The sequence below is a fragment of the Sphingobium sp. OAS761 genome, assembly GCF_024168485.1.
In the GTDB taxonomy this organism is placed as follows: Bacteria; Pseudomonadota; Alphaproteobacteria; order Sphingomonadales; family Sphingomonadaceae; genus Sphingobium.
This window is the reverse complement of sequence record NZ_JALJVY010000012.1, coordinates 72,713-88,964: the sequence shown is the minus strand read 5'-3', so window position 1 is coordinate 88,964 and position 16,252 is coordinate 72,713. Positions and strand designations below refer to the sequence as shown.

Genomic DNA, 16,252 nt, shown 5'->3' with positions numbered 1-16,252 from the left:
CAAGGAGACCTGGATGCGCCACTCGTTGAAATCCATCGGCCTGCTGTTTGCCGGATGCGCAGCGCTGGCCGGCTGCGGCGGCGACGACAAGCCGGGCAACATGGTGCAGATGAAGGATATGGAAGTTGTTGACGGCACGGCCACCGATGCCATGACCGACCTGGACGGCGTGCAGAGCGAAGGTGTCTCGGCCGCGCTGCCGGATGGCAATGCCGCGAGCAACTCCAGCGCGGCGCCCGCAGCCGCCGCCAAGCCGGCGGAAGACGACGAGGTCGTCGCCGATCAATGACAGGATGCCGGTTCAGCTCCGGTATAGGCGAATAGCATGATCCTGCGCACATCTTGTCTTGTCAGCATGACCCTCTGGAGAGGTTAGTTTCATGACCGTCCCGCCATCCCTCCGCCGCCTCGCGCTGATTTGCGCCGCCGGTATCCTGCCGCTGACGACACAGCCGGCAGCCGCGCAATTCTACTGGTCGCCCCCGGACATGTCCGCAGCGCCGCTTACCGACGCGGACGCGGCCACTGCGCTGGGCCTGCCCGGCGCGAATGCGGCGGAAATCAAGGCCGGGCTGGCCTGGAACCTCCGCGCGGCGCTGAACGTCGCGGCCCTGCAATGCCAGTTCGAACCGACGTTGCTGACGGTCGGCAACTATAATGCGATGATCGCCCACCATGATGCGGAACTGGACGCTGCGCAGGCAACGCTGCTGGGCTATTTCCAGCGCACCGCGGGCAAGGGCCGGGCCGGACAGTCCGCCGCCGACATGTATAATACCCGCATCTATTCGGGCTATTCGACGGTGCAGGCGCAGAGGGGCTTCTGCCAGGTCGCCGGTCAGGTCGGCCGTGACGCGATCTTCGCCGATCGCGGCACGCTGAACGACGTGGCGCGAAAGGGGCTGGGTTCGATCCGCAAGTCGCTCGTCGCTGCGGGAGAACAGGCCTATGGCGTGCCCGGCGACGACTATGCGATCGCCCTGCCGTCCTTCGACCCGAAATGCTGGAAGAAGGGCGTGCTCGTGCCGGTTTGCCATCAGGCCTACAACGACAAGGTCGTCACGCGCCCCTGACAGGCGTTCAGCGCAGGCCCAGATATTTGTGGGCCTGTACCGTGAGCCGCCATTGGGGGCGATCCATCACCAGCGCGATGGCGGCGCGCGCATTGTCGGGTGCGTGTGCGTCGTCCAGCGGCTGGATCAGGAAATGGTCGAACGTCCATCCCGCCATGGCATCCACCTCCGCCAGGCTGTGTCCCGCGCCCGGCTGGGGCCAGACCAGCTTAAGTTCGTTGCCCGACATCTGCACGACATCGCTGCCCGCCTTTGGGCTGATGCAGACCCAGTCGATGCCGGGGTGGACCGGCAGCGTGCCGTTGCTCTCGATCGCGATCGCGAAGCCGCGTGCGTGCAGGGCATCGACCAGTGCATCGTCCACCTGAAGCATCGGTTCCCCCCCGGTCAGGACGATATAGCGATCTGCGCCGCCATCACCCCAGAAAGCGAGGGCGGCATCGGCCAGCGCGTCGGCATCGGCGAACTTGCCCCCGCCCAACCCGTCGGTGCCGACGAAGTCCGTGTCGCAGAAGCGGCATAGGGCAAATGCCCGGTCCTGTTCGCGCCCGCTCCACAGGTTGCAGCCGGCAAAGCGCAGGAACACCGCCCGGCGCCCGGCCTGCACCCCTTCGCCCTGAAGGGTCAGGAACATTTCCTTCACCGCATAACTCATCGGTTATGCCTTGGGCGGCTGTACGGCATAGACGGTGGGATCGGGCAGGCCCGCGTCCTGAAACCCCTTCGCGCGCAACCGGCAACTGTCGCACAGGCCGCAATGCTTGCCATCGGGCGTGGGATCATAGCAGGACCAACTGATGCCCGCGTCCAGGCCCAGGCGATGGGCCTCGCGCACGATGTCCGCCTTGCTCATATATTGCAGCGGCGCGTTGATCCGCATCGGACTGCCTTCCACACCGGCCTTGGTCGCCAGCGCCGCCATCGACTGGAAGGCATCGATAAATTCAGGACGGCAGTCGGGATAGCCCGAATAGTCGAGCGCGTTGACGCCGATGAAGATATCGTTCGCCCCGGCCACTTCAGCCAGGCCAAGCGTCAGCGAAAGGAAGATGGTGTTGCGCGCAGGGACGTAGGTCACCGGAATGTTCGCGCTTACACCGCCCTTCGGCACCGCGATGTCCGCCGTCAACGCCGACCCGCCGAACGCGGTAAGGTCCAGCGGCAGGACGATGTGGCGAAGGGCGTTGAGCGCCTGCGCCACGCGACCGGCCGCGCGCAGTTCGACGCGATGCCGCTGATTATAGTCGATGGACAGGGCGACGATGCGGAAACCTGCTTCGCGCGCCAGAGCCCCGGCGACCATTGAATCGAGCCCACCTGAAAGCAGGACGACGGCAAATTTTCCATTGTTGGCAACCATGGGCACGCGCTACTCCGACGAAAGACACAGCGCAAGCGGCCCCGTCGTCAGCGGCACGCGCCGATCCGGCGGCCCTCCGCCGCGAATGCAAACGGAGCCCCGTCCGATATGCCCTGCGACCGAAGCTGGATCAGCCGACCGGTTTCAACACGCAGGTCGCTGCGGCCGTTGCCGGCATCGCCGCAATCATAGTTCACGCTCACCGCCTGGGCGCTGTCAGCGATCACGAACGCACGGCAAAGGGGACCGGGATGCTGCACCTGAAGCAATTGACGCGGGTCGCTGATACACAGGCGCCGCGTTTCGGCACCCCGCCCCCGGCCGCGCAACTCCCATTCGCCGGTTTCCAGCCCGCGCACGGCGGCAAGCTGCGGCGCGCGCGCTACCGCGGGCCACCCCGTCGCCATCAATGCCACCGCGGCGCCCAGCGCCCGCAGTATCGACTTGTCCATAATCCGTCCGGTTCCACCCCGCATGCCCGCCACTCCGGCGCAACGATACGCCGCCATCATCGCGTCCAATTACGGCAAATTCATAGCGCGATCGCGCCTGATTGCCCCAATTACAAATAACGTCATGGACCCCGGCCGATGTCAGGCCTGGTCAAAACTGTCCGCCAGGATCGGAAAAAGGCGCGAACAAAAGGCGCAATCGACGCTGATGACCCCATGCTCGTCCGCCATGTGCGCCCGTTCCGAAGCCGGGAAGCGGCCGATGACGTCGCGGATGTGCGCCACGTCGCAGCGGCAGCCCTTGGCCATGTCGACCGGGTCCGTCACCCGGATCTCGTCTTCCTCATGGAACAGGCGCCACAAAATGTCGGGCAAGGCCAGTCCCGTATCGGTCAGTTCCTGATCCTGCAAGGTGACGGCCAGCGTCTGCACATGTTCCCATTCCGGATGATCGTGCCGCACATGCAGCCGTTCGCGCCCCACCTCGCCTTCCGGCAAATGCTGGAGCAGCAGCCCGGCGGCGATGCAGCCCTGCCCCGGCTCGTGCCGGGTGGCGATGTGCAGCACGCTGGGTATCTGTTCGGACTGGAAGAAATAATGCTCGGCCGCCGCCGCGAGCGATTCGCCCTCCAGCGGAACGATGCCCTGATAGCGCTCGCCGGTCACCGCCTGATCGAAGGTTATGGCGAGATAGCCCTTGCCGAACAGGCCGAACAGCGACGGGTCCGGCCCCAGTTCGGCAAGACGGTCGGCATCGAACTTTGCATAGCCGCGCAGGTCGCCGTTGCGATAGTCGGCGACCAGCAGGCTGACCACGCCATTTTCGGTCTGCGCCTGCAAGGTGAGCTGGCCCTGCGCATTCTTGAGCGTGCTGCCGAGCAGTGCCGCCAGCACCAGCGCGGACGCGAGCAGCCGCTCGATCACCGGCGGATAGGCATGGGCGGCCAGAATGTCGTCGAGCACCGGGCCGATGCGCACGATCCGTCCCCGGGCATGGCGGGTCGGGATGGTAAAGCCCAGGGCTTGGTCGATGGCAGGTGCGGTCACGTCAAGGCTCCGGTCGTCCGGTATAGATACCGGACCATTCAGCATCCAGCTTTCTGGCAGCGATGCGGGCGAGCCGCCTAGATAGGAAGCCCGCCCGAAAACTCAACCAAGCCGATCCAGTGCCCAGAGCAGAACGGATTTCTGCGCGTGGATGCGATTTTCCGCCTCGTCCCAGATCAGCGACTGAGGGCCGTCGATAACGGCTTCCACCACCTCCTCGCCGCGATGAGCAGGCAGGCAGTGGAGGAATTTGGCGTCCGCCCCGGCGCGCGCCATCAGGTCCGGGGTGACTTGATAGGGCATCATCGCCGCCAGCTTTTCATCGGCATGGGCCTGACCCATGGAAATCCACGTGTCGGTGACGACCACGTCCGCGCCCGTGGCGGCCTCGGCCGCGTCGCGGGTCAGGGTGATGGTCGATCCGGCGGCACGCGCGGCATCGGCGAAGGACGGGTCGGGATCATAGCCGAACGGGATGCCCATGCGGACATCGAATTTCATGATGCCCGCTGCCTCGACGATGGAATGGAGAACGTTGTTGCCGTCCCCCAGCCAGGCCCACTGGCTGCCGGGCAGCGCCACGCCATGTTCCACCACGGTCAGCAGGTCGGCGACGATCTGGCACGGATGCGACAGGTCGGTCAGGCCGTTGATGACGGGAACGGTCGCATGATGCGCCATTTCCTCGACCTTGGCGTGATTGTCGGTCCGGATCATGATCGCGTCGACCATGCGCGACAGGACGCGTGCCGTATCGGCAATGCTCTCGCCGCGCCCAAGCTGGCTGGTCGCACCGTCCAGGATCAGTGATGTTCCGCCCAGCTGACGGATCGCCATGTCGAAGCTGACGCGGGTACGCGTGCTGTTCTTTTCGAAGATCATCGCCAGCGTATGGCCGGCCAGGGGCGCATCGGCATCGGCCGCGCCGCGTGGCTTGCCCGCCCGCGCAGCCTTTCGATCGATGGCATCGGCGATCATCGCGGCGATGGCGTCGCCGCCCGCATCGGAGAGATTCAGGAAATGCTTGGTCATGCTGCCCTCAAAATCGCAGCCTCCGTTCGCTTCGGGTCTGTCGAGAACCGCCTGACAGCGTTTCTCGGCGCCGCCCGGTGCGAACGGAGGGAGATGTCTGGCGTCAGGCCGCCTTGGCCTCGGCGAAGCTCCGCGCGCCGGCGGAAATCTTCTCAATGGCTTCGGCGATATGGCTTTCGTCGATGACGAGCGGCGGCAGGATGCGCAGCACATTCTGCCCCGCCGACACCGCCAGCAGGCCATGATGATCGCGCAAATGGGCGACAAAGGCTCGCGCGTCATAGGCGTCGCTCATCCGGACGCCCAGCATCAGCCCCATGCCGCGCACATCCTCGAACATGTCGTCATGGTTGGGGATGAGTTGTTCGAGCGCGGCGCGCAGGCGCGCGCCCATCGCCTTGACATGGTCCAGGAAACCATCGGCCAGCACTTCGTCCAGCACCGTCAGGCCCACCGCCATGGCGAGCGGATTGCCGCCATAGGTCGACCCGTGGGTGCCGAACACCATGCCCTTGGCGGCTTCCTCTGTCGCGAGGCAGGCGCCGAGCGGGAAGCCTGCGCCGATCCCCTTGGCCACGGCCATGATGTCGGGCGTCACGCCATATTGTTCATGCGCGAAGAAGGTCCCCGTGCGGGCATAGCCGCACTGCACTTCGTCCAGGATCAGCAACAGGCCATGGTCGTCGCACGCCTTGCGCAATCCGGTCAGGAACGCCGCCGTTGCGGGCGTCACGCCCCCTTCGCCCTGCACCGGTTCCAGCAGGAAGCCGGCCGTATGATCGTCGACGGCGGCCAGCGCCGCGTCGAGATCGTTGAAGGGCACGACCTGGAAACCGGGCAGCAGCGGCTCGAAGCCGTCGCGCATCTTGGGCTGGCTGGTCGCCGAAATGGTGCCCAGCGTCCGCCCGTGAAAGGCGTTGTCGAAGCTGATGATCTTGTGCCGATGCGCGGCGCCGTTGGCATAATGATAGCGGCGCGCGGTCTTGATCGCGCATTCGACGGCTTCGGCACCCGAATTGGTGAAGAATACGGTGTCGGCGAAGCTATTGTCGACCAGGCGCTGCGCGAAATCTTCCCCCATCGGCATGCCGTAGAGGTTGGACGTGTGCATCAGCGTCGCGGCCTGGTCCGCGATCGTCTTGACCAGCCGGGGGTGGCCGTGGCCCAGCAGGTTCACGGCGATCCCGCTCGCAAAATCGAGATAACGCTCGCCGCGGTCGCCGATCAGATAGCAGCCCTCCCCTCGCACCGGGCGAACATCACACCGGGGGTAAACGGGCATGAGCGGCGTAATCGACATGGGCCTTCCCTTTCTGGGCTGATGGTTCGTCACACGAGCGCGATGGAGCGCGAAACGCAAAAAGGCGGCCCCCGCCGGGCCGCCCTTTGCGAGCACCGCCTATACCGTCGCCCCGCCGGGGGCGCAACCCCAAGGCACCGGGCCGGTCGGCGGCAAATGGTATCAGCCTATCTGGCTCCAGGCATCGGCGATTTCGGCGATGATGACACGGGCCTGATCGACAGGTTCCGCCGACCGCTCGCGGGCCGCCAGCAGCAGCAGGCGACGCGCCTCGCGATAGATCTGGGCCAGGCCCATGGCCACGTCCCCGCCCTTGTCGAAGTCCAGGCTGGAATCGAGCGCGAACAGGATCGACATCGCCCGCGACTGCTTGTCGGATACTTTGGCCCGGTCCCCCTGGCGTTCGGCAAGCGCCGTCGCTTCCAGAGCGAGCAGCAGTTCGTCGAACAGGATCTTCACCAGCGCATGGGGCGTCGCGCCCTCCGTCCGGCTGCCCGAATGCACGGCCGCGTAGCGGCGCGCCGCGGTGGTGCCGGCATAACCCTGATTGTAGAACATCGTCTTGTGATCCCCGCTTAGTTGTTATTGCTGTTGGTCCACACCTTGACCTGCTGCTCCAGATACGACTGGGTCGCCTTGAGCGCGGACAGGCGCGTTTCCATCGTCGAATAGATTTTGGTGAGCTGTTCCTCGTAATCGGCCATCTGGTCGTCCAGCTTGGCAAGCTGGTCTGTCAGATCGTCCGCCAGGCCCTGGTAGCGCTTCTGCGCCAGCTTGAGCGGCCCGTCATCCTTCTCGATATTGTCGCGGACCGTATCCATCAGGCTGGACAGACCCGGACTGCTGGCCGAGGGCACTTTAGGATTGAGCATGTTGGTCACGCCCTCCGGATCCGCCGCCAGGGCGTCGTTGAGGCGCGTGCTGTCCAGACTGAGCGTACCGTCGCGATTGGTGGTGATGCCGATATCCGCCAGCGTCCGGTAGGTGCCCGACGATGCCAGCGGGGTCGACGTGATCGCCGAAAGCTGCCGCTTCATGTCGCGGACGCCCGCTACGCCGTTGAGCACACCCGAATTCGACGAGTCGGTGCCGGTGGCGGTCGCGGTATTCAGCGCCTTCAGCAGCGTGTTGTAGGCGTCGACAAACTCACCCAGCAGGTCGGCCATCGTGGCGGTCGGCTGCGACATGGACAGCGTCACCGTCGTACCGGGCGCAGCCTTCACCAGGTCGATGCGCAGATAGGGAATGGCGTTGTCGATCGAGTTGCTGGCATATTCATAATCCACGCCGTCCATCGTGATCTTCGCATTTTGCGGCGTGGACGTGCTGGTCATGGTCGTGCTGTCGGTGCCGCTCCAGCCAAGCCCGGCCAGCACGCTGCCGCCATCGTCGGCCGCGACCGCAATGCTGAAGTCGTTGGCCGCGCCGGTTTCTCCCTTGAAGACCAGACGCGTGCCCGACGCGTCGGTCACGACGCTGGCGGTGACCCCGATGTCGGCATTGTTGATCGCGCTGGCGAGACCCGAATAGCTGTTGTTGGTCGAATCGATGGTGAAAGTGGTATCGCCCGACGCGGTGGTGATCGTGAGGCTGCCGGTGCCGATCTCGCTGCTGCCGGTCGCCCCGGAAGTGGCGCTGGACGCGACGACGCGGGCGGTGGCCAGGCTCTGGACGGTGAGCTGTGCAGGCAGGCCCGTGGGCGTGCCGCCGCTCAGCAGGGTCAGGCCGGCGATGCTGGTGTCGGTCGACGCGGGCGTTCCGGTATATCCGGCTCCGCCCAGCACTTGGGACAGGGCATCGGCAAAGGTGTCGAGCGAGCCGATCGCCGATGCAAGCGCGGAAATCCGCGCATTGTTCAGCGTCTGACGACCGGTGATGGCGCTTTGCTTGGGCTCGCGGGTGGCGCTGACCAGGCTGGACACCAGCGACGCGGTGTCAATACCCGATCCCGCTCCCAGGCTCGTCAAGATGCTGCTGCCGACCGATGTCATGTTCCATCCTTTCACCAGGAGAGAACGGCCGTAGCAGCGAGACCTTTAGGAAAGATTTTCAGGCGCCTGCCTGGCCGTTGGCGGCCAGAAGCTGATCCGCCGCCGACCGGCTGATCGTGGCCTGCGCGGCGTGCGCATGGCCCGCGCGCGCAACGATCCGCCTGGCAAGGTCCGCGGCATGTTCTACCGCTTCCTTGCTGGCCGGCGGCAGCGGGACGAGGATGATGGGCCGCGGCATGATTGCCTCGGTCGCGCCGACGGCTTCGTCGAAGTTGGTCGCGCCGCTGCCCAGATCGGCCAGAATTTCCGATATGCGGGCATGCACCTCGACATATTCGGCCAGGGTGGCGATCTGTTCCTCGCGCTGCGCCGTGTCGCGCCCCGCATTGGACGCTCCCTGGTCGCGGCCGGACTCCGCGTTGAACCGGCTGCCGTTCACCGGGCGCACGCCCTGAACGGGCGCGGACGCACGAACGGCCGACCTGTCGGCCGGCAAAAGTTCAGAACGGGATACAAAATTGTCCATGACGCACCATTTTCATGCGTCCCCTATGAACAGAGTACGGACAGGCGCGGCTAAACTTTAATTCACCATGGAATTTTTCGCACGCGCAGCATGGCACGCGACTTGTTCTGGCATTTTATATTTAAAAAACAATATATTGATTTAGGCCATGCTCTTTTTTCCGTCTGCGTCGAAGCGCAGATCGTCGGGAATGCTGACGAAGGGCCGGTCCATCTCGCTGGCCATGCGGTTTTCCACGCGGAAAACAAAGGCAAGGATGGTCGCGACGGCCATATAGAGCCCTTCATTGACCACCTGCCCCGCGCGCGAGGTGAAATAGATGGCGCGCGCCAGTTCGGGATATTGCAACACCGACACGCCGTTGGTGTCCGCCAGGTCGCGAATCGCCGCGGCGATCGCGTCGCAACCGCGCGCGACCACCACGGGCGCTGCGTCCTGGCCGGGCCGGTAGCGCAGCGCGACGGCGAAATGGGTCGGGTTGGTCAGAACCACGGTCGCTTCGGACACGGCCTTGCGCGCGGACCCGCTCAGCACCTCGAACTGCTTGCGACGGATATGGCCCTTCAACTCGGGCGACCCTTCGCTTTCCTTGTGCTCGTCCTTGATGTCCTGCTTGGACATGGCGAGCCGTTTGCCGCGCTGCATGATCTGCGCGGGCACGTCGATACCCGCGATCAGGAACAGCCCGCCCGCCATCAGCAGGCAGGTCAGGATGAAGATATTGCCCACATCCGCGATGGCCGGCGCCAGGCCGGCCTTGCCCAGCCCCTGGATCGCCGTCAGCCGGTCCCAGATCATCCAGCCGCCGATGCTGCCCAGCAGCCCGACCTTGGCGATCGATTTCACCAGCTCTATCAGTCCCTGCATGCCGAATATGCGCTTGAGGCCCGAAAGCGGGTTGAGCTTTTCGGGCTTCGGCGCAAAGGCACCGGGGCGGAAACCGAGCGATCCCAGCAATGCGGGCGCGGCGATCGCGGCGACCAGCGTCGCCAGCATCACCCCCGCGACCGGCAGCGCGATGCCGCCCAGCAGCGACAGGCCGCGCTGGACGGGGGAGAAATCGGCAATGTCCTCGCGCCGGAAGCGCAGCGCTTCCACCAGCATGTCGCGCAGCGCATCGATCATCGAGGGACCCGCCACCGCCAGCCAGCCGATGCCCGCCATGACCACCAGCGCCGTCCCCAGTTCGCGCGACTGGAGGATGTCGCCCTTCTTGGCGGCATCCTGCAATTTCTTCTGTGTCGGCTTCTCGGTCTTTTCGCCGGCTTCGTTCCCGCCTGCCATGGATCAGTGCCCTTCCGAAATGGAACGGGCCTGCTCGAGGCCGGACTTGAGCGCGGCGGTCATGCCTTCCGCCATGATCGGCGCGGCGACCGCGAGCAGCACGAGGCCGGCCATCATCGCCATGGGAATGCCCACGGCAAACAGGTTGAGCGCCGGCGCGGCCCGGGCGAGCATGCCCATGACGATCTGGACCAGGATCAGGGCGAAGGCGACCGGCAGAGCGACGGTCACGCCCGCGCCCAGCAGCGATCCGCCAAATTCGACAAGGCGCCAGACCGTGTCGTTGGCCAGCATCGGCCCGCCCGGCGGGATCGCGACATAGCTTTGCACGACAAAGCTGGCGAGCAGCAGGTGGCCGTCCATGCCAAGCAGCAGGAAGGTCGCCAGCACCGACAGGAAGGTGCCCAGTATCTGCGTCGAATGGCCCGACGACGGATCGATCATAGCCGCGAAGTTAAGGCCCATGGCATTGCCGATCACCTCGCCCGCGACGAACGCGGCGGCATAGCCGATCTGGACCGCGAAGCCGATGGCGAGCCCGGCCAGTATCTCGCCCACGACCATCATCACCCCCTGGAAGCTGGCGACGCCGTCCTGGGGCAACTGGATGGTCACGCTGTTGAGCGCGGCCAGGCCGAGCGCGAGCGCGATGATGAGCCGCAACTGGAGCGGCACCGCAGGCGCGCCGAACACCGGGGCGGCGATGAAAGCGGCACCGGGACGGATCATCGCGATCAGCCAGATCCACAGTTGCGTTTCCACACCAGCGAAGCCCGGCGCGATCATTGCAGCAGGTCCGGTATGCGTTCGAAGATCTCACGCGTGAAATCGGCGATCAGGACGAAGATGGAGCCCCCGAAAATCGCGAGCATGGCGCCTACCACCAGCAGCTTGGGGATGAAGCTGAGCGTCTGTTCGTTGATCGATGTCGCCGCCTGCACCATGCCGATGAACAGGCCCGCGATCAGCGCGGGCAGCAATATGGGCGCGGCGGCCAGCGCCGTGATCCAGAGCGCCTGCTGGGCAAGGCCCATGAAGAAATCAGCGTTTTCCAATGTCAAAGGCCGCCGGTCATGTCGCGAACGATCCCGCCAGGCTGCCCATCGTCAGCGCCCAGCCGTCGACCAGCACGAACAGCAGCAGCTTGAAGGGCATGGAAATGATGGTGGGGGACAACATCATCATGCCCAGCGCCATCAGCGTCGAGGCGACCACCAGGTCGATGATCAGAAAGGGCAGGAAGATCATGAAGCCGATCTGGAAGGCTGTCTTGAGTTCGCTCGTCACAAACGCCGGGAGCAGGATGGTGAAGGGAATGTCCGCCGACGTGCGGAAGGGCGGTGCCTCGGCCAGGTTCGCGAACAGCTTGAGGTCGCTTTCGCGCGTCTGCTTCGTCATGAAACCGTGCAGCACCTTGCCGGATCGGCCCACCGCTTCCTCGATGCTGATCTGGCCCTTGCCGTAGGGATCGAACGCCTGCGCGTTGATCGTGTCGATCGCCGGCCGCATGACGAACAGCGACAGGAAGAGGGCAAGGCCGACAAGCACCTGGTTGGGCGGCGTCTGTTGCAGGCCGAGTGCCTGCCGCAGCAGCGACAGGACGATGATGATGCGGGTGAAGCTGGTCATCATGAGCACAAGCGACGGCAGCACCGTCAGCAGGCTCATGAGGACCAGGATCTGGAGGCTCAGCGAGAGCGAGCGTCCGTCGCCCGAAATCTGGCCCATGGCACGGCTGAGCGCACCGCCATTGTCCACCGGCGGCGCGGCGGGTACGGCCTGGGCGAAGGCCGGGGCGGCCAGAAGCAGCCCTCCCAGACAAAGCGCCACCGCCACCCCCGCCAGCGCGCTGATGGCGCGCGGGCGCGATTTACCGCAAGCGGGCATGGTCGCCTTCCGCGATCTTTTCGATACGGCTGCGGGTGACCGACAGCAGGATTTTCTTGCCCTCGAACTCCACGACGGCAAGCTTGCCGAAGGTGCCCATGGGCAAGGCTTCCAGTATCTTGAGCGAGCGGTCTCCCTGCCCCGCCATCATGCCGGGCTGATATTTGCGCCACAGCCACAGCGCGCCGAACGCCATGCCGCCGACCAACGGCAGAAGGATCAGCAGTTTGACGAAGTACCAGACCATGAAAGATGCCGCCCGCTAAGATGGTTAACGATGCCCAGCGTTCCGCAGTTTCCGCCGCCAAGGCAAGCCAAAAAGCGCGGCGATGCGATCAACCGCGCTGTTCGAGGCCCGCCAGACGGGTTTCCGACGCGGCGATGTCGACGATGCGGATGCCATAGCGGCCGTTCACCGTCACCACCTCGCCCTTCGCGATCAGCGCCCCGTTGACCATGATGTCGAGCAGGTCGTCGGCCTGGCGATCAAGTTCGACGATGCTGCCTTCGGCCAGGTCCATGACGTCGGCCAGCCGCAGCGATGTCGATCCGACCTCCACCGACATGCGGACCGGAATGTCTGCCAGCATCCGGAACTGGCGGTTATTCGCCATGCGGCTGATCGGGTCTTCGATACGCTCGATCTTGGGCGCTTCGCTCATGTCGCTCATTGGTCGGATCCTTGTGCAAGCTTTTCAATCTGGAAGGCCGCGCGGCCATCCTGTTCGCCCACGGTGCCGTGGGCGACGATGCGGTTGGCGACGATCAGCGGCAGCGAGCGGCTGATGGTGACCGGGATGATGTCGCCGACCTTCAGCTCCATCAGCTCGGCCAGCGAAAGATTTGGGCGCGCCAGAACGGTGCGCGCGGGCAGGCGAATGTCGCTCATGCGGCGGGCGATGCGTGCCTGCCATACGGGGTCGCGATGTTCATCGTCGGCGGGCAGGCGGGCGTCCATCAACTGTTCGACGGCGCGCAGAGAGGACAGGGGGAACAGGATGTCGATCGGCCATTCCTGCCCGCGGGTGAGCGAGAGGGTGAAGCGTTGCAGCACCATCTGGTCGCCCGGCTGTGCGGCGGCGGCATAGCCCACGCCGTTTTCCCGCAGGATGAGGCCCGATTCAAGCGCGATGACCTCCTCCCACGTCTCCACCAGCCGCGTGACCACGGCATCGGCCAAGCGGGTGATCAACCGGTCTTCGGTGGGTGTAAATTCCGCCCGCTGAGGCATCGGACGGTTACCCAGGCCGCCGTAGAAACAGTCGACCATGGTTGAAATCATGCCGGGATCGAGCCGCAGCACGATCTGGCCCTTGAGCGGCGACAGGCGATAGATGGATATGCTGGTGAAATCGGGAACGTCCGCCGACCATTCACGAAATTCCATTACGCGCGCGGGCTGTGCCTCCACATGCGGGCGCGTCCCCGCGATCGGTTCCGTCAACGCACGGATGCGCCGGCTGAGCTTGTCGCCCAGCCGGTCCAGCCCGGAAAGCATCACGGGCGCCTGCGAGTCCCCGCGCGCAAAGGCGTAGGATTGTACGTCGGTCATCTTTGTCCCCTGCCTGGCCGGCGGGGGGAAATCCCGACCGTCAGGCAGCGCTATTGAATAACGAAATTGGTAAAATAAACGTTATCGACCCCGCCATAACCCGTCTTTTCCTTGAGAACATCGTTGATTATGGTCTTGATCTTGGCTTGCAGCTTGCGCTTGCCGTCGGGGGTCGCGAGCATTTCCTCGGGCTGCTGCGCCAGCATCATCAACACCTGGCTGCGGATCGGCGTTTCGTGCGCCTTGACCGCCTCAACCACGCGAAGGTCGTAATAGGTCGAAACGGCGATAGCGATCTGGGCAAAGGCGTCAGTGTCCGACATGTTGGACGTGAAAGGCGCCTGAAGCTGGAAATAGGTCGCCTGATAGGCTGCCGGATTGCCGGGGGACGGCAAATCCTCACCCTTGCCGTGATGCGCGGCAGCGGCGGCATGCGCCACCCCCTCGCCGCCGCCGCCTTCGCCATGACCGCCGCCTTCGCCGCCGCTCCAGCCATGCGCCTTCGCAACAGCTTCGGCGCTTTCACCCGCGAGCACGAGCACCGGCTTGTTCGGATCCTCCTTGGGGCCCTCGTCCTTGCTGCCGCCGAAGACGCCGGCGGCATAGAGGCCGCCCGCGGCGCCAGCGCCGCCGACCAGGATTCCCACCACCAGAAACAGGATGAGCTTCATGCCCCCACCCTTCTTCTTGCTGGTCTTAGGCTCGTCGCTCATATCTCACGTCCCCTGATTCCCGCCGCGTTCACGCATAGCGGGCGTGCGCGGCCTCGCGGGCCATGACGCCCGCGTCCTCATGGTTAAGAACGGCGTCGTCGCCTGTATCTTTATGCGTGGAAGACATATTTTCCCGCATTTGCCCGCGATTTTGCGGCAGGGACTGGCCCCCGCCCTGCTGCCAGGCGAGCGATTGCTGCTGCGCCTGATGCTGGGATCCGGAAGACGCTTGCCCCTGCGGCTGCTGGCCCGCTGCGTCGGCGCGGGCCAGCTCCGCAGGCACGCGCTCGATGCGAACATCGCTGATCCGGATCGACGACAGCGCGCCATCCAGCTTCAGCCGGTCGCTATCCTGCCGCAGGGCGATCTCGGCCGCTTCGCTCGCGACGGTCAGGCTGACCGCCGTGCCGCCTTCGGCCTGACGGATGTCGACCTGTACCGGCCCAAGCTGCTGCGCGTCGATGCGAAAACGCCCCTGTGCGCCATCGGCCGACAGAGTGGCGATCTCCCGCGCGAGGCCGTCGATCCACTGGCCGGACACGCCCATGTCCACCGCCTGCGATCCCAAGGTCGCGCCGACGTCGATGGCGGATGCCGCTGCGGGGGTCATCAGGGTCGCGCCGGCCTGCGGCGCCAGAAAGACAGGTGTGGGGGACATCGCGTCAGTCCCGACCGGTTGCGGCGCGTCTGCGGGCAACGGCGCATCCGGTTGCCCGCGCGTGGCGACATGATGGCGCACCATGTCCAGCAGCGCCAGCGCATCCCCCGGCGCCGCCTGATGGCGGATCGGTTGAACCGCCGCCGACGGGACGGATATCTGTTGGGCAGGAACCGAGACCGGTTGCGCGTCCGCCGTGACGCCGCCGACCGCGACGGGCGGCACGGCTGCGAAATTTCCTGCCGATGCCATATCCGTCCCGTCAAAGGCGACGGCAGGCGATGCGGCGGTTGCTGCCGCAGGCGCGGCGATTGCAACCGCGACCGGCGCCACGACCGTTGCGTCGGACGCGGCGGACCATGTCCCGGCAGGCCCCCCATCGGGATCGACAGATCCGGCGACCGCCGACAGAGCCTGGCCCGCCGGGCGACCCGGTGCGGCCCGATCGGCCGGTGCCCCCTCAGGCGCAAGCGTCGGTGCTCGCGGCGCCGGTCCGGGCGCATATCCGGCCGCACTCGCCATGGCGGGCGCGGTGCCCGGGGCTTCGACGGCCGCCGCAGCGACGCCCGCCTCAGGAGATGACGGCGGGGTCGAAGCGGGCGGAAGCATCGTTGCCATTGGCGCGGCGATGGCGACAGCCCGATCGGCCTGCACCGCTATCGCGTCGGCCATATCCGTATCCGCTTCGGGTGCGTCGTCCTCGACACTGCCGCTTTCGGTCTGGCCTCGCTCGCCCCTCGCTTGCTCGACCGCGTCATGCGCGACCCTGCCGGGTTTCGGCTGCACCGCGATGGCGTTGGCGGCACGGGCGTTATCGGTCGTCGATGCGGCGGCTTTTGCGCGCGCACCTGCCCGGGCATGCACCCGATCCGTCTTCAGGCCCGGCGCTGCGCCCGATGGTTGTTCCATGGCCACGCCGGCGACCGGCCCATCCATCCTGTCGGTGTCGTGAGCATCCGGAACCGGCGGCACATCGCTCCCGCAACGGGTTTCCGCCACGCCCCTGCCCGGCCGCGATTGCGCGGGCGACACCGTTTGCCGGTCTCGCGCGGTCATTGTCATTCCGGAACCGGCATCGGCGGATATCTTGCCTGTGGCGGCCGGCCTCGTCGTGGCGCCTCCGGCGGCGCGCGCCGGCCTGTCTGAAGGCACAGCGCCGTCGAGCGCATCGGCATCGCTCTTGCCCGGCGGCAGAACCGCCTCCGGCAGCGACGCCGCGTCCGTGTCGCCGGTCGCCTCGGCGGGCGTCGGCGTACCGCGCGCCGTATCCATCATGGCGCCGAAATCGGCGGTGCCCGGCGGCTTCGGCACGATCGCAACGCTGCCTTGCGCGCGTCGCGACGGCATCAACAGGTTGAGGATGGCGTTCATGCTCAT

20 protein-coding genes are annotated in these 16,252 nt (G+C 65.8%); 2 read left to right on the top strand and 18 right to left on the bottom strand.

Annotation, left to right across the window (positions count from 1 at the left end; translation table 11 throughout):
• Nucleotides 1-13: 13 nt before the first annotated feature.
• Together J3E64_RS16360 and J3E64_RS16355 are read left to right on the top strand one after the other, a co-directional pair.
• Nucleotides 14-289 carry a hypothetical protein gene (locus J3E64_RS16360; RefSeq protein ID WP_253344099.1) on the top strand — a complete coding sequence of 92 codons (276 nt, stop codon included), beginning with the start codon at nucleotides 14-16 and terminating at the stop codon, nucleotides 287-289.
• A gap of 91 nt (nucleotides 290-380) precedes the next feature.
• Nucleotides 381-1,073: a hypothetical protein gene (locus J3E64_RS16355; RefSeq protein ID WP_253344098.1), complete on the top strand. Its 693-nt coding sequence runs from the start codon at nucleotides 381-383 to the stop codon at nucleotides 1,071-1,073.
• Nucleotides 1,074-1,080: 7 nt separating this feature from the next.
• Here J3E64_RS16355 and queE read toward each other — a convergent pair whose 3' ends face one another.
• From queE to J3E64_RS16265, 18 genes are all read right to left on the bottom strand, one after another.
• Nucleotides 1,081-1,728 (bottom strand): 7-carboxy-7-deazaguanine synthase, encoded by a 648-nt coding sequence (gene queE / locus J3E64_RS16350; RefSeq protein ID WP_253344097.1) that lies wholly within the window; start codon nucleotides 1,726-1,728, stop codon nucleotides 1,081-1,083.
• A gap of 3 nt (nucleotides 1,729-1,731) precedes the next feature.
• Nucleotides 1,732-2,433 (bottom strand): 7-cyano-7-deazaguanine synthase QueC, encoded by a 702-nt coding sequence (gene queC, locus J3E64_RS16345; RefSeq protein WP_253344170.1) that lies wholly within the window; start codon nucleotides 2,431-2,433, stop codon nucleotides 1,732-1,734.
• Between the two features lie 47 nt (nucleotides 2,434-2,480).
• Entirely contained in the window at nucleotides 2,481-2,885 is a 405-nt protein-coding gene (locus J3E64_RS16340; RefSeq protein WP_253344096.1) for a hypothetical protein, read from the bottom strand.
• 141 nt (nucleotides 2,886-3,026) lie between these two features.
• The gene (locus J3E64_RS16335) at nucleotides 3,027-3,977 is read right to left on the bottom strand and encodes an Hsp33 family molecular chaperone HslO (protein WP_253344095.1); all 951 of its coding nucleotides are present in this window, start codon (nucleotides 3,975-3,977) and stop codon (nucleotides 3,027-3,029) included.
• Between the two features lie 57 nt (nucleotides 3,978-4,034).
• Nucleotides 4,035-4,964, bottom strand: a complete 930-nt coding sequence (argF, locus tag J3E64_RS16330) for an ornithine carbamoyltransferase (RefSeq protein ID WP_253344094.1) — start codon at nucleotides 4,962-4,964, stop codon at nucleotides 4,035-4,037.
• Nucleotides 4,965-5,067: 103 nt separating this feature from the next.
• Entirely contained in the window at nucleotides 5,068-6,264 is a 1,197-nt protein-coding gene (locus J3E64_RS16325; protein ID WP_253344093.1) for an aspartate aminotransferase family protein, read from the bottom strand.
• A 162-nt stretch (nucleotides 6,265-6,426) separates the two neighbouring features.
• Complete coding sequence (gene fliS, locus J3E64_RS16320) at nucleotides 6,427-6,822, bottom strand: flagellar export chaperone FliS (protein ID WP_253344092.1); 396 nt, start codon at nucleotides 6,820-6,822, stop codon at nucleotides 6,427-6,429.
• A gap of 17 nt (nucleotides 6,823-6,839) precedes the next feature.
• Nucleotides 6,840-8,255, bottom strand: a complete 1,416-nt coding sequence (gene fliD, locus J3E64_RS16315) for a flagellar filament capping protein FliD (RefSeq protein WP_253344091.1) — start codon at nucleotides 8,253-8,255, stop codon at nucleotides 6,840-6,842.
• 58 nt (nucleotides 8,256-8,313) lie between these two features.
• Nucleotides 8,314-8,781, bottom strand: coding sequence for a hypothetical protein (locus J3E64_RS16310; RefSeq protein WP_253344090.1), 468 nt, complete (start codon nucleotides 8,779-8,781; stop codon nucleotides 8,314-8,316).
• 141 nt (nucleotides 8,782-8,922) lie between these two features.
• Complete coding sequence (flhB, locus tag J3E64_RS16305; RefSeq protein ID WP_253344089.1) at nucleotides 8,923-10,065, bottom strand: flagellar type III secretion system protein FlhB; 1,143 nt, start codon at nucleotides 10,063-10,065, stop codon at nucleotides 8,923-8,925.
• A gap of 3 nt (nucleotides 10,066-10,068) precedes the next feature.
• Nucleotides 10,069-10,851 (bottom strand): flagellar biosynthetic protein FliR, encoded by a 783-nt coding sequence (gene fliR / locus J3E64_RS16300; RefSeq protein ID WP_253344088.1) that lies wholly within the window; start codon nucleotides 10,849-10,851, stop codon nucleotides 10,069-10,071.
• Nucleotides 10,848-11,120 (bottom strand): flagellar biosynthesis protein FliQ, encoded by a 273-nt coding sequence (gene fliQ / locus J3E64_RS16295; protein ID WP_253344169.1) that lies wholly within the window; start codon nucleotides 11,118-11,120, stop codon nucleotides 10,848-10,850. Before fliQ ends, fliR begins: the two co-directional genes overlap by 4 nt.
• Nucleotides 11,121-11,136: 16 nt before the next feature.
• The gene (gene fliP, locus J3E64_RS16290; RefSeq protein WP_253344087.1) at nucleotides 11,137-11,952 is read right to left on the bottom strand and encodes a flagellar type III secretion system pore protein FliP; all 816 of its coding nucleotides are present in this window, start codon (nucleotides 11,950-11,952) and stop codon (nucleotides 11,137-11,139) included.
• Nucleotides 11,936-12,199 (bottom strand): flagellar biosynthetic protein FliO, encoded by a 264-nt coding sequence (locus J3E64_RS16285; protein WP_253344086.1) that lies wholly within the window; start codon nucleotides 12,197-12,199, stop codon nucleotides 11,936-11,938. Before J3E64_RS16285 ends, fliP begins: the two co-directional genes overlap by 17 nt.
• 88 nt (nucleotides 12,200-12,287) lie before the next feature.
• Complete coding sequence (gene fliN, locus J3E64_RS16280; protein WP_253344085.1) at nucleotides 12,288-12,623, bottom strand: flagellar motor switch protein FliN; 336 nt, start codon at nucleotides 12,621-12,623, stop codon at nucleotides 12,288-12,290.
• A complete protein-coding gene (locus J3E64_RS16275; RefSeq protein WP_253344084.1) occupies nucleotides 12,620-13,504 on the bottom strand; it encodes a flagellar motor switch protein FliM in 885 nt (294 codons plus the stop codon). Before J3E64_RS16275 ends, fliN begins: the two co-directional genes overlap by 4 nt.
• Before the next feature lie 50 nt (nucleotides 13,505-13,554).
• On the bottom strand, nucleotides 13,555-14,217 hold the full coding sequence (gene fliL, locus J3E64_RS16270) for a flagellar basal body-associated protein FliL (RefSeq protein WP_253344083.1): 663 nt from the start codon (nucleotides 14,215-14,217) through the stop codon (nucleotides 13,555-13,557).
• Between the two features lie 28 nt (nucleotides 14,218-14,245).
• Complete coding sequence (locus tag J3E64_RS16265) at nucleotides 14,246-16,252, bottom strand: hypothetical protein (protein ID WP_253344082.1); 2,007 nt, start codon at nucleotides 16,250-16,252, stop codon at nucleotides 14,246-14,248.